This is a genomic window from Microbacterium sp. ER1, assembly GCF_023383675.1.
Taxonomy (GTDB): domain Bacteria; phylum Actinomycetota; class Actinomycetes; order Actinomycetales; family Microbacteriaceae; genus Microbacterium.
In genome coordinates this window covers 1-15,139 of record NZ_QCXO01000007.1, presented here as the reverse complement: position 1 = coordinate 15,139, position 15,139 = coordinate 1, and the positions used below count along the sequence as shown (strand labels likewise).

Sequence of the window (15,139 nt, the reverse complement as noted above, 5' to 3'; positions counted from 1 at the left end):
CCTCCACCCCCTCCTCCTCCGCCGCCTGACCCACCGGCAGGGGAGTGCAATAGGGCACCCGAACCGCGTCTCCCAGGCACGTTTCTGATCCCGCAGCGAGGGGGGAGGGGGAGAGGGGCGGGGCTCTCAGGGAGTTCACACCGGAGCGAATGTACAAACGTACATGTACGGGTGTCCAGGGGGTGAGCGATGGCGGAGAGCGCGCGTCGGCGGCGTGATCCCGAAGCGCGCCGTCGGGAGATCGTCACGGCTGCCGCCGAGCTCATCGTCGAGGTCGGGGCCGACGCCATCACGCACCGCATGGTCGCCGCCCGCGCCGGAGTGCCGCTCGGGGCGACCACCCAGTACTTCGACACCCTCGACGACCTGCGCAGCGCCGCCTTCCGTGCCCTCGCGGACGAGATCGAATGCCGGCTCGACGGGGTGCGGCAGACCCTCGCCGACCGCGGAGCCGGGGCCGACGTCATCGCCGCGCTCGTCCACGACAGCATCCACGACGGACACGCCGTGCAGGCGGATCGAGCGGTGGTCACGGCGGCCGTCCACGATCCGCGTCTGCGCGAGCTCGCGCGCCACCTGTCCGACCGCCTCGTTGACCTCCTGGAGCCGACCTATGGCGCCGACCGGGCCCGAGCGGCGATGATCTTCATCGACGGCGTCATGTGGAGCACGCAGATCCGCGACGTCGATCTCGAACAGTCCTTCCTCGAATCCGCACTGGCGCGGATCCTCGGAGAACCTCTCTCCCTCCCATCCGCAGCGACCGCCACCCCCTGACACCGAGGACCACGCCTTGTCGAAACTCGCCATCCTCAGCCTGAAGAACCGCGCCCTCATCGCGCTCGTGACGATCGTCGCCGCGGTGTTCGGCGGGCTCGCGCTGACCAACCTCAAGCAGGAGCTCATCCCGTCGCTCGAGCTGCCGGCACTCGTGGTCATGACCACGTACCCCGGCGCCTCGCCCGAGGTGGTCGAGAACGACGTCTCGACGCCGATCGAGTCGGCCATCCAGGGGGTTCCCGACCTGGAGTCGACCACCGCGACGAGCACGACCAATGCGTCCATCGTGCAGGCGATGTTCTCGTACGGCACGAACCTCGCGACCGCGGAGCAGAAGATCCAGCAGGCGATCAACCGCATCTCCTCGCAGCTGCCGGAGGACGTCACGCCGCAGGTGCTCTCGGTCTCGATCGACGACTTCCCGGTGATCCAGGTGGCGGTCACCGGCTTCGACGACGCGGACAACGCCCAGGCGCAGCTCGAGAGCGTCGCGATCCCCGACCTCGAGGACGTCGACGGGGTGAACGCGGCCGAGATCGTCGGCGGCGTCGGACAGCGCATCACCATCACCCCCGACCTCGCGAAGCTCGCCGCCGCCGGACAGAGCAGCGAGGCGATCAGCACGGCACTCCAGCAGAACGGCACCCTGTTCCCCGGCGGCGAGATCACCGAGGATGACGAGACCCTCACGGTGCAGACCGGAGCGAAGATCACCTCGGTCGACGAGATCGCCGCCCTGCCGCTCGTCGGCACCGCGGTCACCATCGGCGACGTCGCGACGGTGGAGCAGGTGTCCGACCCGGTGACCTCGATCTCCCGCGTCGACGGCGAGGACGCCCTGTCGATCTCCATCACGAAGCTCCCCGCCGCCAACACGGTCGAGGTGTCGCAGGGGGTCATCGCGGCCCTCGACGAGATCGGGGAGGCGCTTCCGGACGCGGAGTTCACGGTCGTGTTCGACCAGGCGCCGTTCATCGTGCAGTCCATCGACACCCTCGCCACGGAGGGTCTGCTCGGTCTCGTGATGGCCGTGCTCGTGATCCTCGTGTTCCTGATGTCGGTGCGCTCGACCCTGGTCACCGCGATCTCGATCCCGACCTCGGTCCTCATCACCTTCATCGGGCTGCAGGCGTTCGGCTACTCCCTCAACGTGCTGACCCTCGGGGCGCTCACGATCGCGATCGGCCGCGTGGTCGACGACTCGATCGTGGTGATCGAGAACATCAAGCGCCACTACGTGGGCGACGCGGACAAGGGCGACGCGATCCGTCTCGCCGTGCGCGAGGTCGCCGCCGCCATCACCGCCTCGACCATCACGACGGTGGCGGTGTTCCTGCCGATCGTGTTCGTGGGCGACATGGTGGGCGAGCTGTTCCGTCCGTTCGCGATGACCGTCACGATCGCCATGGTCGCGTCGCTCTTCGTGGCGCTGACGATCGTCCCGGTGCTCGCGTACTGGTTCCTCAAGCCCGGCAAGCCGCTCCTCGACGACCAGGGGAACGCGATCGACCCGGAGGACCCGGCCGCCCCGCCGACGCGGCTGCAGCGCGGCTACCGGCCCATCCTCGGCTGGACGCTGAAGCACTCGGGCATCACCGTCGCGCTCGCGGTGGTGGTCCTCGCCGGCACCCTCGCCGCCGCCCCGCTGATGAAGGTGAACTTCCTCAGCGACTCCGGTCAGAACACCATGACCGTGACGCAGGACCTCGGCCCGACGGCGAGCCTGCAGGCGAAGTCCGACGCCGCCGTCCCCGTCGAGGAGGCCCTCCTGGACATCGACGGCATCGAGCACGTGCAGGCGTCCATCGGGTCGAGCGGCTCCGCGCTGCGCGACGCGTTCTCCGGCGGTGCGGGCATCACGTACTCCGTGCTCACCGACGGCGACGCCGACCAGGAGAAGCTGCGCGCCGAGGTGCAGGACGCGATCGACGGCCTCGGCGACGAGGTCGGCGAGGTCGCCGTCGCGGCATCCGCCGGCTTCGGCTCGAGCGACATCGAGATCACCGTGTCGGCCGCGACCGGCGACGACCTCGCCACCGCCACCTCCGCCGTGGTGGACGAGCTCGACGGCCGCGAGGGCATCGGGCAGGTGACCGACAACCTCGCCGAGGCGCTGCCGTACATCGCCGTGGTCGTGGATCGCGAGGCCGCCGCCCAGGTCGGACTGTCCGAGGTCGCCGTCGGATCGATCGTGTCGAACACGATGCGTCCCCAGCAGATCGGCTCGGTCGAGATCGACGACACCGCGCTGACCGTGTACCTCGTCAACCCGGAGCCGCCGACGACCGTCGACGCCCTCCAGCAGCTCGCGATCCCCACCGCGGCGGGCATCGTGCCGCTGGAGGACATCGCGACCGTGGAGCAGCGCAACGGTCCGACCTCGATCACCACCGAGCAGGGACGGCGCACCGCGACCGTCACCGTGCCGCCCGCATCGGACGACCTCGCGGTCGCCACCCAGTCGGTCACCGAGGCGCTCGCCGCCGCGGACCTGCCGGACGGCGCCTCGGCCGAGGTCGGCGGCGTCGCCTCGCAGCAGGCCGACTCGTTCGCGCAGCTCGGCCTGGCGATGCTCGCCGCGATCCTCATCGTGTACGTGGTGATGGTGGCGACTTTCAAGTCGCTGCGTCAGCCGCTGCTGCTGCTGATCTCGGTGCCGTTCGCGGCGACCGGCGCCATCCTGCTGCAGATCATCACGGGCGTACCGCTCGGCGTGGCCTCGCTGATCGGCGTGCTGATGCTCATCGGCATCGTGGTGACGAACGCGATCGTGCTCGTCGACCTCGTGAACCAGTACCGGGAGAAGGGACTGTCGACCGCGGAGGCGGTGATGGCGGGAGGGGAGAAGCGTCTGCGCCCGATCCTCATGACCGCGCTCGCCACCATCCTCGCCCTCACCCCGATGGCGCTCGGGATCACCGGGCACGGCGGCTTCATCTCGCAGCCGCTGGCGATCGTGGTGATCGGCGGGCTCGTCTCCTCCACCGTGCTGACGCTCATCGTGCTGCCGACCCTGTACAACCTCGTCGAGGGGGCGCGGGAGCGCCGTCGCGCGCGGAAGGGCGAGCCGCACGACGATGGCGCCCCGGTCCCCGTGCACACGGACGGCACGCCGGTCAGCCGGCGCGAGCTGCGCGAGAACCACGGCGAGTAGTCGCGCGTCCGCAACGCGGAGAAAGGGCCCCGGTCCCGTCGAGGAGACGAGGATCGGGGCCCTTCCGCGTGTGTTCTCCGGACCGGTGGACCGCGGTCAGGCGAAGGAGAGGCCCCACTCCACGGTCCAGGTCTCGCCCGGGGCCAGGCGCCGCAGGCCCCGGCCGCTGTTGAACGCGTCGGCCGGCGCGGTCATCGGCTCGATCGCGACCGCGAGCGGGGTATCGGGGTAGTTCGTGGCCGTGTACACCTGCACGAAGTCGAAGCCCTCGCCCTGCCAGAGCGTGACGGTCCGGCCGTCGGGGGCGGTGAGGGTGTGCCGCACCCGGCCGTCCGGGTCGCGCTCGAGGTCGGTGAACCCGGTGTCGAGCGAGACGTCGCCGACGCGGATGCCCTCGCGCAGCTCGGGATCGGCGGGGCGGGTGCCGATCGGGAGCATGCGGTCATCCGTCTCGAAGGCGGTGCGGGCGGGCACGCGGAGGACGAGATCGTGCGGGTCGACGTCGCCGATCGTGGGGAACGGGTGTGTGCCGACCGCGACGGGCGCGGGGGAGTCGGACCAGTTGGTGAGCGTGTGCGTGACCTCGATGCCCTCCGCGGTGAGGACATACGCGACGGACGTCTCGATCAGGTACGGGTAGCCGGTCTGCGGGAAGACGGTCGCCCGCAGCGTCGCGGCCCCCTCCGTCTGCTCGATGGCGTACGCCGTGAAGCGCAGCAGGCCGTGACTGGCGTTGTCCGTCTTCGGCTCGGTGATCGCGAGCTGGCGCACAGTGCCCTCGTCGTCCCAGCGGCCGTCGCGCACCCGGTTGGGCCAGGGCGTCAGCACGACGCCCGAGCACGACGGCGTCGGGATGTCGAGCGGATACGGGGAGATGAGATCGACCTCGCCGATCCGGAGGGCACGGAGAGAGGCGCCGACCTGGGCGATCTGCGCGGTCACGTCGCCGAGACGGAGATGGACCTGGGTGCCGGTGGGAGAGACGGAGTTCACCTCGACATCGTAGTGCCGCAGGCCGCCGGAGTGCGGGGGTCTCCCAGGGATGCCGGGTAGACTGAGACGGTCGGCTTCGGACACCCGCGCAGGGCGCGGACGTTTTTCAGTGTGTGAAGTGTGAGTCCAGGGGCCGATGGTGCGCGTCGATCGACGCGAATCAACCATCACAGGAATGGCCCCGGCCGCAGATCGTCCGGACTCCGCTGGATCGGAGTGCTCGCGCGTGCGCGCAGCGCTGTTCTCGTGCGAGAACGCAAGAAGGACACCCGAATGCCCAAGAACAAGAAGCCCCGCGGCGGTCGCGCCGCCGCGAACTTCGAGCCGCGCTACGGCGCCAAGAAGACCTCGTTCCACGACCGCCACCGTCCGGCCGGCGGTCGGGACACGGCTCGCGACGAGCGTCCCGCACGCGACGACCGCGAGGGTCGCGCGACCGGCGGGTACGACCGTCGCCCCGGGAGCCGCAGCCCCGGGCACCGCGGCTACCGCCCGGAGGAGGCCGAGTCCGGTGCTCCGAAGCGCCGCTGGAGCTCCCAGGAGCGCGCCGGTCGCGACGAGGCCCGCAGCATCCGCAACCGTGCGGAGTCCGGGCGTCGCGAGGCCCCGCACCGCCGCGACGACCGCGCCGGTGGCGGCCGGTTCGACGACCGCGCCGAGCGTCCGCGGTACAACGACCGGTCCGGCGCTGGACGGTTCGACGACCGTCCGCGGCGGGACGACCGCGGCGGCTCGCAGCGACAGGGGTTCCGCGACGGCGACCACCGCGACGGCGGACGCCCGCGCTTCGACGACCGCCGGAACGAGCGTCCGCGCTTCGACCGCGACGACCGTCCGCGGCGGGACGACCGCGGCGGCGATCGCACCCGCGGTGGCGACCAGGGGACCGAGCGTTCGTACGACGCCGCCCGTGCGCGCCGCGCGTTCGACCGCGACCGCACGCAGCGCTCCTTCGAGGGCGGGCGCGAGCGGCCGTCGACCGGAGGGGCCTACCGCACCGAGCGGCCGCGTCGGGACGAGCGCCCTCGTCGCGACGAGCGTCCGACCCGGAGCGACTGGAACGCGAAGCCGAAGGCGGCGTTCGAGCAGGCCGACGACGTCGTCCACGAGCGCCTCGAGGCACAGGCCGTGCAGGCCGTCGAGGTCGAGGGCGTCACGTTCGCCGACCTCGGCCTGGGCTCCAACATCACCGAGACCCTGAACAACATGGGCGCCGCGACGCCGTTCCCGATCCAGGCGGCGAGCATTCCCGCCGTCCTCGAGGGGTGCGACGTGCTCGCCCGCGGACGCACGGGCTCCGGCAAGACCATCGCCTTCGGGGCACCGCTCGTCGAGCGGGTGCTGCAGTCGCAGGCGGGCAAGCGTCGTGAGTTCGGACGGGCGCCGCGCGCGATCATCCTCGCCCCGACGCGCGAGCTCGCGCTGCAGATCGACCGGACCATCCAGCCGATCGCCCGCAGCGTCGGCCTCTTCACGACGCAGATCTACGGCGGCGTGCCGCAGGGCCGCCAGGTGGGCGCGCTGAAGAAGGGCGTCGACATCGTCATCGGCACCCCCGGCCGTATCGAGGACCTGATGAACCAGGGCAAGCTCGACCTGTCCGACTGCCGGATCGCGGTGCTCGACGAGGCCGACCACATGTGCGAGCTCGGATTCGTCGAGCCCGTGCAGCGCATCCTCCGCCGCACGGCCGAGGGCAGCCAGAAGCTCCTGTTCTCCGCGACGCTCGACCGCGAGGTCGCGGCGCTGGTGGACGAGTTCCTCGTCGACCCCGCCGTGTTCGAGGTCGCGGGCGAAGACCAGGGCTCCAGCACCATCGAGCACCGGGTGCTCGTCATCGAGCACCGCGACAAGGCGGACATCCTCACGTCGCTCGTCGACCGCGAGGGCAAGACGCTGGTCTTCGCCCGCACGCGCGCCTACGCCGAGATGCTGGCCGACCAGTTCGACGACGCGGGAATCCCGGCCGTCTCGCTGCACGGCGATCTCAACCAGGCCAAGCGCACGCGCAACCTGGAGAAGCTGACCTCGGGTCGGGTGAACGTGCTCGTCGCGACCGACGTCGCCGCGCGCGGCATCCACGTCGACGACATCGATCTCGTGGTCCAGGCCGACGCGCCGGACGAGTACAAGACGTACCTGCACCGCTCCGGTCGCACGGGTCGCGCGGGGCGCTCGGGCCGGGTCGTCACGCTCATCACTCGGCAGCGCCAGCGCCGGATGACCGAGCTGCTCGGTCGCGCCGAGATCGAGGCCCCGTTCGAGCAGGCCCGCCTGGACGACGACGTGATCGAGGAGATCGCCGGGCGCGTGCCGTCCGCCGCCGAGCTCACCTCCTGACCCGTTCGGGATCAGAAAGGCCCCGGAGACTTCGGTCTCCGGGGCCTTTTCGCACTCCGCACCGGCCGGGTCAGGGGAGGGTGTGCTCGTGGAGGGACGTCATCAGGGACGTGCCGTTGAGGTCGAGGTAGAGGACGCCCTCGGTGACCGTGAGGGTCAGCGTGTTGCGGCGGGCGAGGTGGGGCGTGGCGGTGTCGACGAAGCCGGGATCGAAGCTGTAGACCCGGATGTCCTCGGCCCGGTGGATGCGCTTGTCGGCCCACGGCGCCATGACCTTGGCGGGATCGCGGTGCGTGTAGACCACCGTCCGGTCCGCGAGGCGGGTGGCATGATGCAGCCGTGCGGCATCGGGAGCGCCCACCTCGATCCAGACGGTGACCCGCCCCGTGAGGTCGCGCACGAGCACGGCGGGCTCCTCCGTGTCGGAGACGCTGCCGCCGAAGGCGATGCCCTCCGCGAACTCGAGTCCGTACGCGAGCACCCGGGTGAGCATGTACGCGTCGGTCTCGGAGGGATGCCGGGCGGCGCGGAGCGAGACGTCCTCGTAGACCCCGCGATCGGTGTCGGCCAGCTGCATCTCGAACGTGTGGACTGTCGAACCGATCGCCATGATCCTCGAGCCTACGTGGCGCAGCACCCCTTCCGTGACCGACTCAGAACAGCATCGGCTGGGGAGGAGGGGACGCGGCGGCGCGGCCGCTCGGGGTGAACATCACCGGCCCGGCCGCCGGGGTCTCCGTCTGCACGTGGCCTTGGCCCGGGCGGAACCCGCGCCGCGGATAGTCGTCTTCGTGCCGGCCGTCGAGTCCGTGCGTCCGGATGAGGGGACGGGCGCGCTTGGCGAGCCACTGCCGATACGGCTTCGGCGCCTCGACGGACGCTCCGGGATAGAGCCCCCGGTACGACGACACGAGGTCGGGACGGTTCTCGCCGAGCCACTGGAAGAACCACGGCTTGACGCCCGGACGCAGGTGCAGGGCTCCGTAGATCACGCTCCGCGCTCCGGCGGCCTTGATGCGGCGCAGGGCGTCGTCGATCGCGGCGAGGGAATCGGTGAGGTGCGGCATGATCGGCATGAGGAACACCGTCACCGGGAAGCCGGCGTCGGCGAGGGCGCGCACCGTGTCGAGGCGGGCCTGCGTGGTCGGAGCGCCGGGCTCGATCGCCTTCTGCAGCGCGTCGTCGTACATCGCGATCGACATCTGCACGTCGACCGGCACGCGCTGCGCCGCCTTCTTCAGCAGCGGGATGTCGCGGCGGATCAGCGTGCCCTTCGTGAGGATCGACATCGGGGTGCCCGACGCCGCGAGCGCCTCGATGATGCCGGGCATGAGGGCGTAGCGCCCCTCGGCCCGCTGGTACGGGTCGGTGTTCGTGCCGAGGGCGACCGTCTCGTGCTGCCAGCTCCCGCGGCGCAGCTCCCGTTCGAGCACCTCGACGACGTTGACCTTGACGACGATCTGGGTGTCGAAGTCGGCGCCGCCGTCGAGGTCGAGGTACTCGTGCGTGCCTCGTGCGAAGCAGTACGTGCAGGCATGGGAGCAGCCGCGGTAGGGGTTGATCGTCCAGGCGAAGGGCATGCGCGACGCCCCGGGGACGTGGTTGAGAGCGGACTTCGACAGCACCTCGTGGAACGTCATCCCGGCGAACTCCGGCGTCGTCACCGTGCGCAGGACGCTGGACCGGTTCTCGAGACCGGGCAGCGCCGCCTCGTCGCTGTCCGCGAGCTTCTGTCCCTGCCACCGCATCGTCATAGTCGAACAAAGAATCGAATCGAAGTCAAGCGAGTATGGCATCAATGTTCGAATGGAAGAATGGGGCCATGCCCTCCTCGCCGTACGCTCAGCATGCGGCGCCGCGCTCCCCGATCTTCGGCGCCGCCCTCCCGGTCGGGTTGGCGGTGACCGCGGTGGGCGTGCTGCTGTCCCTCACCGGGGCGGCCGCGACCCCTGTCGCCTCGGAGGACATGCCGCGGCCGGTCGCGGTGATGCAGGTGCCGACCGTGGAGAACGCGGCGACGCCCGCGGCGGACCCCTGTGCCGACCCCGGGGTGCAGGAGGCGATCGCGGCGGGGGATGACGCCGCCACCATCGCGGGGTTCGGCGGCGGAGCGCGCTTCCGTGAGGCGGTGGTCGCCGGGAACGCGCCCTGCGTCTCGCTCAGCGATCCCGCCCGGATCTGGGTGGTGGTGAACAAGGGGCGTCCGCTCGATCCGGCCGCCTACGAGCCCGCGGAACTGGGCCAGGTGCCCCTGCAGATGACGACGCCGTCGGGCCGCGTGCGCGCGGAGGTCGCCGACGCGGTCGGGCGCATGGCGGAGGCCGCCGCGGCTGCGGGCGTCGGCCGCATCGGCGCGAACAACGGCTACCGGTCCTACGGGCTCCAGGTCGCGACCTACGGGGCCCACGTGCGGGACCAGGGGCAGGCCGACGCGGACGCCGGCTCGGCGCGCCCGGGGCACAGCGAGCATCAGACCGGTCTCGCCCTCGACGTGGTGGCCTGCGATGCCGAATGCGGCGGTCTCGACGGCTTCGGGGCGACGCGGCAGAGCGAGTGGGTGGCCGCGCACGCCTGGGAGTACGGGTTCATCGTGCGCTACGAGCAGGTCGGCACCGCCGTCACCGGGTACGCGCCGGAGCCCTGGCACCTGCGTTACGTCGGAACGGAGCTCGCGGCGGCGTATCACGAGGGCGGCTTCCACACCCTCGAGGAGTTCTTCGGCCTGCCCGCCGCTCCCGACTACGAGCACTGATGGGGGCGTCCGCGGTGGCGCTCGGTGTGCTCTGAGGCTTTCCACAAACGCGGTACCCAGTCCCACTCGGGATGGGATGCATTCTCACAATCGCCTGTCCTGCCCCGTGTTCCCGCCGTAGACTCGCCGGAGCAACGACGCACGACACGTTCGGGAGGACGGCATGGAACGCGACATCTACGAAGAGGATCACGAGGCATTCCGCGACCTCGTCAAGGATTTCGTCAAGCGCCACGTCACGCACGAGGCGATCGAGAAGTGGGACGCCGCCGGCGAGGTGGACCGCGCCACGATGCGCGCCGCGGGTGAGGCCGGCATCATCGGGCTCTCCGTGCCCGAGGAGTTCGGCGGCGCCGGGATGCTGCAGGACTACCGCTTCCGCGCGATCGTGAACGAAGAGGTCATCGCAGCCGGAGCGGGTTCGCTCGCCGGCGCCTTCGGCATCCAGGACGACCTGGCCGTCCCGTACCTCGTGCACATGGGCACGCAGGAGCAGAAGGAGAAATGGCTGCCCCGCATGGCCACCGGCGAGGTCGTCGGCGCGCTCGCCATGACCGAGCCCGGGGCCGGCTCCGACCTCCGCGGCATCAAGACCACCGCCAAGAAGGTCGACGGCGGCTACCTCGTCAACGGCGCCAAGACGTTCATCTCGTCCGGTGCGACCGCCGACCTCGTCGTGACCTTCGTCAAGACGGGCGAGGGCAACCGGCCCGACGCGTTCAGCCTCGTCCTCATCGAGAAGGGCATGGAGGGGTTCGACAACGGCAAGAAGCTCTCGAAGATGGGCTTCCACGGTCACGACACCGCCGAGCTGTCGTTCAGCGACGTGTTCGTGCCCGACGAGAACCTCATCGGCGGCGTCGAGGGCAAGGGCTTCATCCAGCTCATGATGAACCTCCCGCTCGAGCGCCTCTCGATCGGCGTGGCCGGAGCCGCCGCCGCACAGGCCGCGCTCGACTGGACCGTCGCCTACACGAAGGACCGCGAGGCCTTCGGGGAGCGCATCATCGACTTCCAGAACAGCCGCTTCACCATCGCCGACATGTCCGCCACGGTCGACGCGCTGTGGGCCTTCATCGACCGCGCGCTCCTGGCGTACAAGGACGGCAGGCTCTCGGCCGAAGAGGCCGCGAAGGTCAAGTTCTGGGCCACCGAGCGCGAGTGGGAGGTGCTCGACGCCGGGGTCCAGCTCCACGGCGGCTACGGCTACATCACCGAGTACCCGATCGCCCGCGCCTTCCTCGACGCCCGTGTGCACCGCATCTACGGCGGCACGAACGAGATCATGCGCGAGATCGTCGGGCGTCAGATCGCCGGCAAGCGCTGACACAGGGCCCGCGCGGCGGGCCACAGGAGAAACGCACCCTCGGGACATCCCGAGGGTGCGTTTTCCGTCTGGAGGCGGAGGAGTGCGGCCCCACTTGTATCGACGAGTGGCGCCGGCGGGGACAGTCGGCCGTGCGGCGTGCCGGTCCCTGGGTCGTCGTTCTGCGCAGAAAAGCCTGATGACGAGCGGATAATCCCGGGCTCGACCAGGGGGTCGACTTTCTTCTGACTTGTCTCTTCAGGGGATACATGTGCTGGTCCATGATCGATACATGTCCGGACAGGCAACGTCCGGCTCGAGGACGCCGATGTCCTCGCACCCGCTCACCGAAGAGGCCGGAATGTCCACGCTCACCCTGCCGCAGCTCGACCGTACGTCGACGGCTCCGATCTGGTTCCAGATCATGCGCGCCGTCGAGGGGCAGATCGCCCAGGGCGCCTGGGCGCCCGGGGACCGCCTGCCGAGTGAGAGCGAGCTGCGCGCGCACTTCGCGGCCTCCCGGACCTCGGTCCGCGATGCGCTGTCCCGTCTCGAGAGCGCCGGGATCATCTCGCGGCAGCAGGGCAAGGGCGCATTCGTCGAGCGTGCCCAGGGGCCGTCCGCCTGGACGCTGCCCTCCGCGCCGAGCCTGCTCGGCGAGTACAGCGAGGACGGACGCAGCGCCCTGAGTTCGGAGATCCTCCGCGGAGGGATCGAGCCGCTGCCGTCCTGGGCCGCCGCGGTGGTCGGTCGCGACTCGCCCGACGGCATGGGCTTCGTCCTGGAGCGCGTGCGCGCCGTCGGCGCCCGTACGGCCGTCCACGTGATCAACTACCTGCCCACGCGCTTCGTCGGCGTCCTTCCCGACCTCCGCGACCCCCGGGCCAGCCTCTACGCCGCGATCTCCCGCGTCACCGGTGTGCGGATCGCGCGCATGCACCGCACGATCGAGGCCGTCTCGGCCGACCGGATGCTCGCGGGACTGCTCGAGGTCGAGCCGGGGCATCCGATCGTCGTGGTCGAGGCCGTCGCCTACGACCAGAGCGGGCAGCCCATCGACATCTCCCGCGCCTCCGTGCGGACCGACCGTCTGCGCGTGAGCGTCGACACCGGCTTCGACGCGGCGGGCATCTCGAACGAGACCGCTTCCGGCCGATACCCGGCCGCGCTCCGCTGACCCCTTCCCCGTCCCTCGATCCTCCGGGAGCCCTGCATGACCGACCACCGCATCCTCGTCATCGGCGACAGCTACATGACCGCCGAGGTCTTCACCCGCGCCTTCCGGGAGCGGGGGATCGAGACCGACGCGGTCACGATGACGATCGCGGAGCCCACGTGGGACACCGCCGCGATCCGCGAGTTCGAGGGCGATCCGGCCGAGGTCGCCCGGCTCGCCGCGGGGTATGACGTCGTCGCCTTCCACGCCGCCCCCATCACCGCCGAGGTCATCGCGGCCCTGCCCGACCTCCGCCTCCTCGGCTGCGCGCGGGGCGGCCCCGTGAACGTCGACCTCGACGCGGCCCGCGAAGCCGGCGTCCGCGTGACGACCACGCCGGGCAAGAACGCCGACGCCGTCGCGGATCTCACCATCGGCTTCCTCATCTCGCTGGTGCGCAACGTGCCGGCCTCCCTTCGGGACGTGGACGACCGGGTGGCGGACGGGCGTCCGCTCGCCGAGTCGACGTTCGAGGGCGCCCGGTGGTTCGGACGCGAGGTCAAGGGGCTGCGCCTCGGTCTCATCGGCTACGGCAACGTCGCCCGGCTGGTCGCGGCGCGAGCTCGCGCCCTCGGGGCCGTCATCACGGCGTACGACCCCTTCGTCGATCCCGAGACGGTGACCGATGCGACGATCGTGGGCGACCTCGACGCGCTGCTCTCCGCTAGCGACGTGGTCAGCGTGCACGCCAGGGCGACCGCCGAGAACCGGCACCTGATCGGCCGGGCGCAGATCGAGCGGATGCCGCGCGGCGCGTTCCTCATCAACACCGCCCGCGAGTCGCTCGTCGACGAGCACGCACTGTTGGACGGGCTGCGCTCCGGACAGCTCGCGGGCGTCGCCCTCGACGTCAACGAGCCCGACGGGCCGTGGCGCGAGCTCGTCGCGGAGCCGAACCTGGTCCTCACCCCCCACCTCGCCGGAGCGACACACGAGACGCTCGCCCGCGGTGCGGACATGCTCGCCGCGGAAGTCGAGCGGTTCCTGGCAGGAGGTGATCTGCGATGGGAGCGCTGACCGACGTCTTCCTGGCGATCGACGCCGGGACCGGCTCCGCACGCGCCCTCGCCTTCGACATCGAGGGCCGGCTCGTGACCCACGCCGCCCGGGAGTGGACTCACCGCGCGATCCCGGGCCACCCCGGTGGCACGGCCTTCGACACCGCGAACGGCTGGGAGGCCATCGCCGGCGCGGTCGCCGAGGTCGTCGCGCGCCTGGACGGCCGCCGCGTCGCCGCCGTCGCCGCCTCCAGCATGCGCGAGGGCTTCGTGCTGTTCGACGAGGCCGGCACGGAGATCTGGGCCTGCCCGAACACGGACGGGCGGGCCCGCGCCGAGGCCGACGAGCTCGTGGCGGAGGGCACAGCCGACGAGATCTACCGCACCGCCGGGGACTGGGTGTCGATCACCGCACCGGCTCGGCTGCGCTGGATCGCGCGCCATCAGCCGGAGGTCCTCTCCCGTGCGCGCCACCTCGGCATGCTGAGCGACTGGGTCACCACCCGGCTCACCGGCGTCTTCGTCACCGAGCCGACCTGCGGGTCGAGCTCCGCCCTCTTCGACCTCCGCGCGCGGGGATGGTCCGCCGACCTCGCGGATCTCGTCGGCATCGACCGGCGCATCCTGCCCCCGGTCGTCGCGGCCGGCGAGGTCGTCGGCGCTGTGACGCCCGAAGCCGCGACCGCGACGGGGCTGCCCGTCGGCACCCCGGTCGTCGCCGGCGGGGCGGACACGCAGCTCGCCCTCCACGGCATCGCGGCGCGAGAGGGGACTCCGACGATCGTCGCCGGGACGTTCTGGCAGACGACGGCCGTCGTCGCGGAGCCCCTCGTCGACCCGGATCGTCGTCTGCGCACCCTCTGCCACGTCGACCCCGGCACCTGGATGATCGAGGGCATCGGCTTCCTGTCGGGACTCGCGATGCGCTGGTTCCGGGACGCGATGTGCCCCGACGCGGTGGCGCTCGGACGCGCGGAGGGCCGCTCCGCCTTCCGCATCATGGAGGAGTGGGCCGCCGAGGTCCCGGTCGGCGCGAACGGCGTGGTCGCCACGATGGCGAACGTCATGCAGGCCGACGCGTGGCACCACGCCGCGCCCGCGTTCGTCGGATTCGACATCAACGACGCCGCCGGATCGTCCCGCGGGGCGTTCATCCGGGCGATCGAGGAGTCCGCGGCCATCGTCGCCGGCGCGCACCTGGAGATCCTCTCCGCCCTCACCGCGGGCCGCGCGGTCGCGGACGGCACCGTGACGTTCACCGGCGGGTCGAGTGCGGGAGCGCTGTGGCCGCGGATCATCGCCGGCGTCACCGGCCTGGACACGCGCGTCACCCCCGCCCCCGAGGCCACGTCGTACGGTGCCGCGCGTCTCGCCGCCGCCGGTGTCGGCGCCACGCTCCCGCCCATGGGCGACGCCGAGCGGGTCGAACGGGTCGATCCCGCCGAGCACGAGCAGTACTGCGCGGTCACCGAGCGCTGGCACCGCGTCTACCGCGACGTCCTGGCGATCTCGAGCCCCGACCTCCCTCCGCTCTTCACCCCGCCGGGGGCGGCCCGCGGCCCCCGGCGGGGTGAAGAGCGGAGGGAGGTCGGGGCTCGAG

Annotated in this window: 11 protein-coding genes; 8 read left to right on the top strand and 3 right to left on the bottom strand. The window is 71.3% G+C overall.

Annotated elements, in window-relative coordinates:
* The first annotated feature begins 189 nt into the window (after positions 1-189).
* Positions 190-777, top strand: a complete 588-nt coding sequence (locus BV453_RS00705; protein ID WP_249520607.1) for a TetR/AcrR family transcriptional regulator — start codon at positions 190-192, stop codon at positions 775-777.
* Positions 778-793: 16 nt separating this feature from the next.
* A complete protein-coding gene (locus tag BV453_RS00700; protein ID WP_249520606.1) occupies positions 794-3,934 on the top strand; it encodes an efflux RND transporter permease subunit in 3,141 nt (1,046 codons plus the stop codon).
* A gap of 96 nt (positions 3,935-4,030) precedes the next feature.
* Here the strand turns inward: BV453_RS00700 and BV453_RS00695 are convergent, their stop codons facing one another.
* Positions 4,031-4,927 (bottom strand): aldose 1-epimerase family protein, encoded by an 897-nt coding sequence (locus BV453_RS00695; protein WP_249520605.1) that lies wholly within the window; start codon positions 4,925-4,927, stop codon positions 4,031-4,033.
* Between the two features lie 273 nt (positions 4,928-5,200).
* Between BV453_RS00695 and BV453_RS00690 the strand changes: the two genes are divergently transcribed.
* Positions 5,201-7,267, top strand: coding sequence for a DEAD/DEAH box helicase (locus tag BV453_RS00690; RefSeq protein WP_249520604.1), 2,067 nt, complete (start codon positions 5,201-5,203; stop codon positions 7,265-7,267).
* A 70-nt stretch (positions 7,268-7,337) separates the two neighbouring features.
* On the opposite strand, the gene BV453_RS00685 is transcribed toward BV453_RS00690, so the two are convergent.
* On the bottom strand, positions 7,338-7,877 hold the full coding sequence (locus BV453_RS00685) for a YaeQ family protein (RefSeq protein ID WP_025104686.1): 540 nt from the start codon (positions 7,875-7,877) through the stop codon (positions 7,338-7,340).
* A gap of 43 nt (positions 7,878-7,920) precedes the next feature.
* Entirely contained in the window at positions 7,921-9,015 is a 1,095-nt protein-coding gene (locus BV453_RS00680; protein ID WP_025104685.1) for an Rv2578c family radical SAM protein, read from the bottom strand.
* A gap of 74 nt (positions 9,016-9,089) precedes the next feature.
* On the opposite strand from BV453_RS00680, the gene BV453_RS00675 reads away from it, so the two are divergent.
* From BV453_RS00675 to BV453_RS00655, 5 genes are all read left to right on the top strand, one after another.
* Positions 9,090-10,019: a M15 family metallopeptidase gene (locus BV453_RS00675; RefSeq protein WP_025104684.1), complete on the top strand. Its 930-nt coding sequence runs from the start codon at positions 9,090-9,092 to the stop codon at positions 10,017-10,019.
* A 163-nt stretch (positions 10,020-10,182) separates the two neighbouring features.
* Positions 10,183-11,346: an acyl-CoA dehydrogenase family protein gene (locus BV453_RS00670; protein ID WP_249520603.1), complete on the top strand. Its 1,164-nt coding sequence runs from the start codon at positions 10,183-10,185 to the stop codon at positions 11,344-11,346.
* Positions 11,347-11,686: 340 nt separating this feature from the next.
* Positions 11,687-12,502, top strand: coding sequence for a GntR family transcriptional regulator (locus tag BV453_RS00665; RefSeq protein ID WP_161973074.1), 816 nt, complete (start codon positions 11,687-11,689; stop codon positions 12,500-12,502).
* Between the two features lie 36 nt (positions 12,503-12,538).
* Positions 12,539-13,558: an NAD(P)-dependent oxidoreductase gene (locus BV453_RS00660; protein WP_249520602.1), complete on the top strand. Its 1,020-nt coding sequence runs from the start codon at positions 12,539-12,541 to the stop codon at positions 13,556-13,558.
* Positions 13,546-15,139: FGGY family carbohydrate kinase (locus BV453_RS00655; RefSeq protein ID WP_249520601.1), on the top strand; the 1,594-nt coding region annotated here is incomplete at its 3' end. The genes BV453_RS00660 and BV453_RS00655, both read left to right, overlap by 13 nt.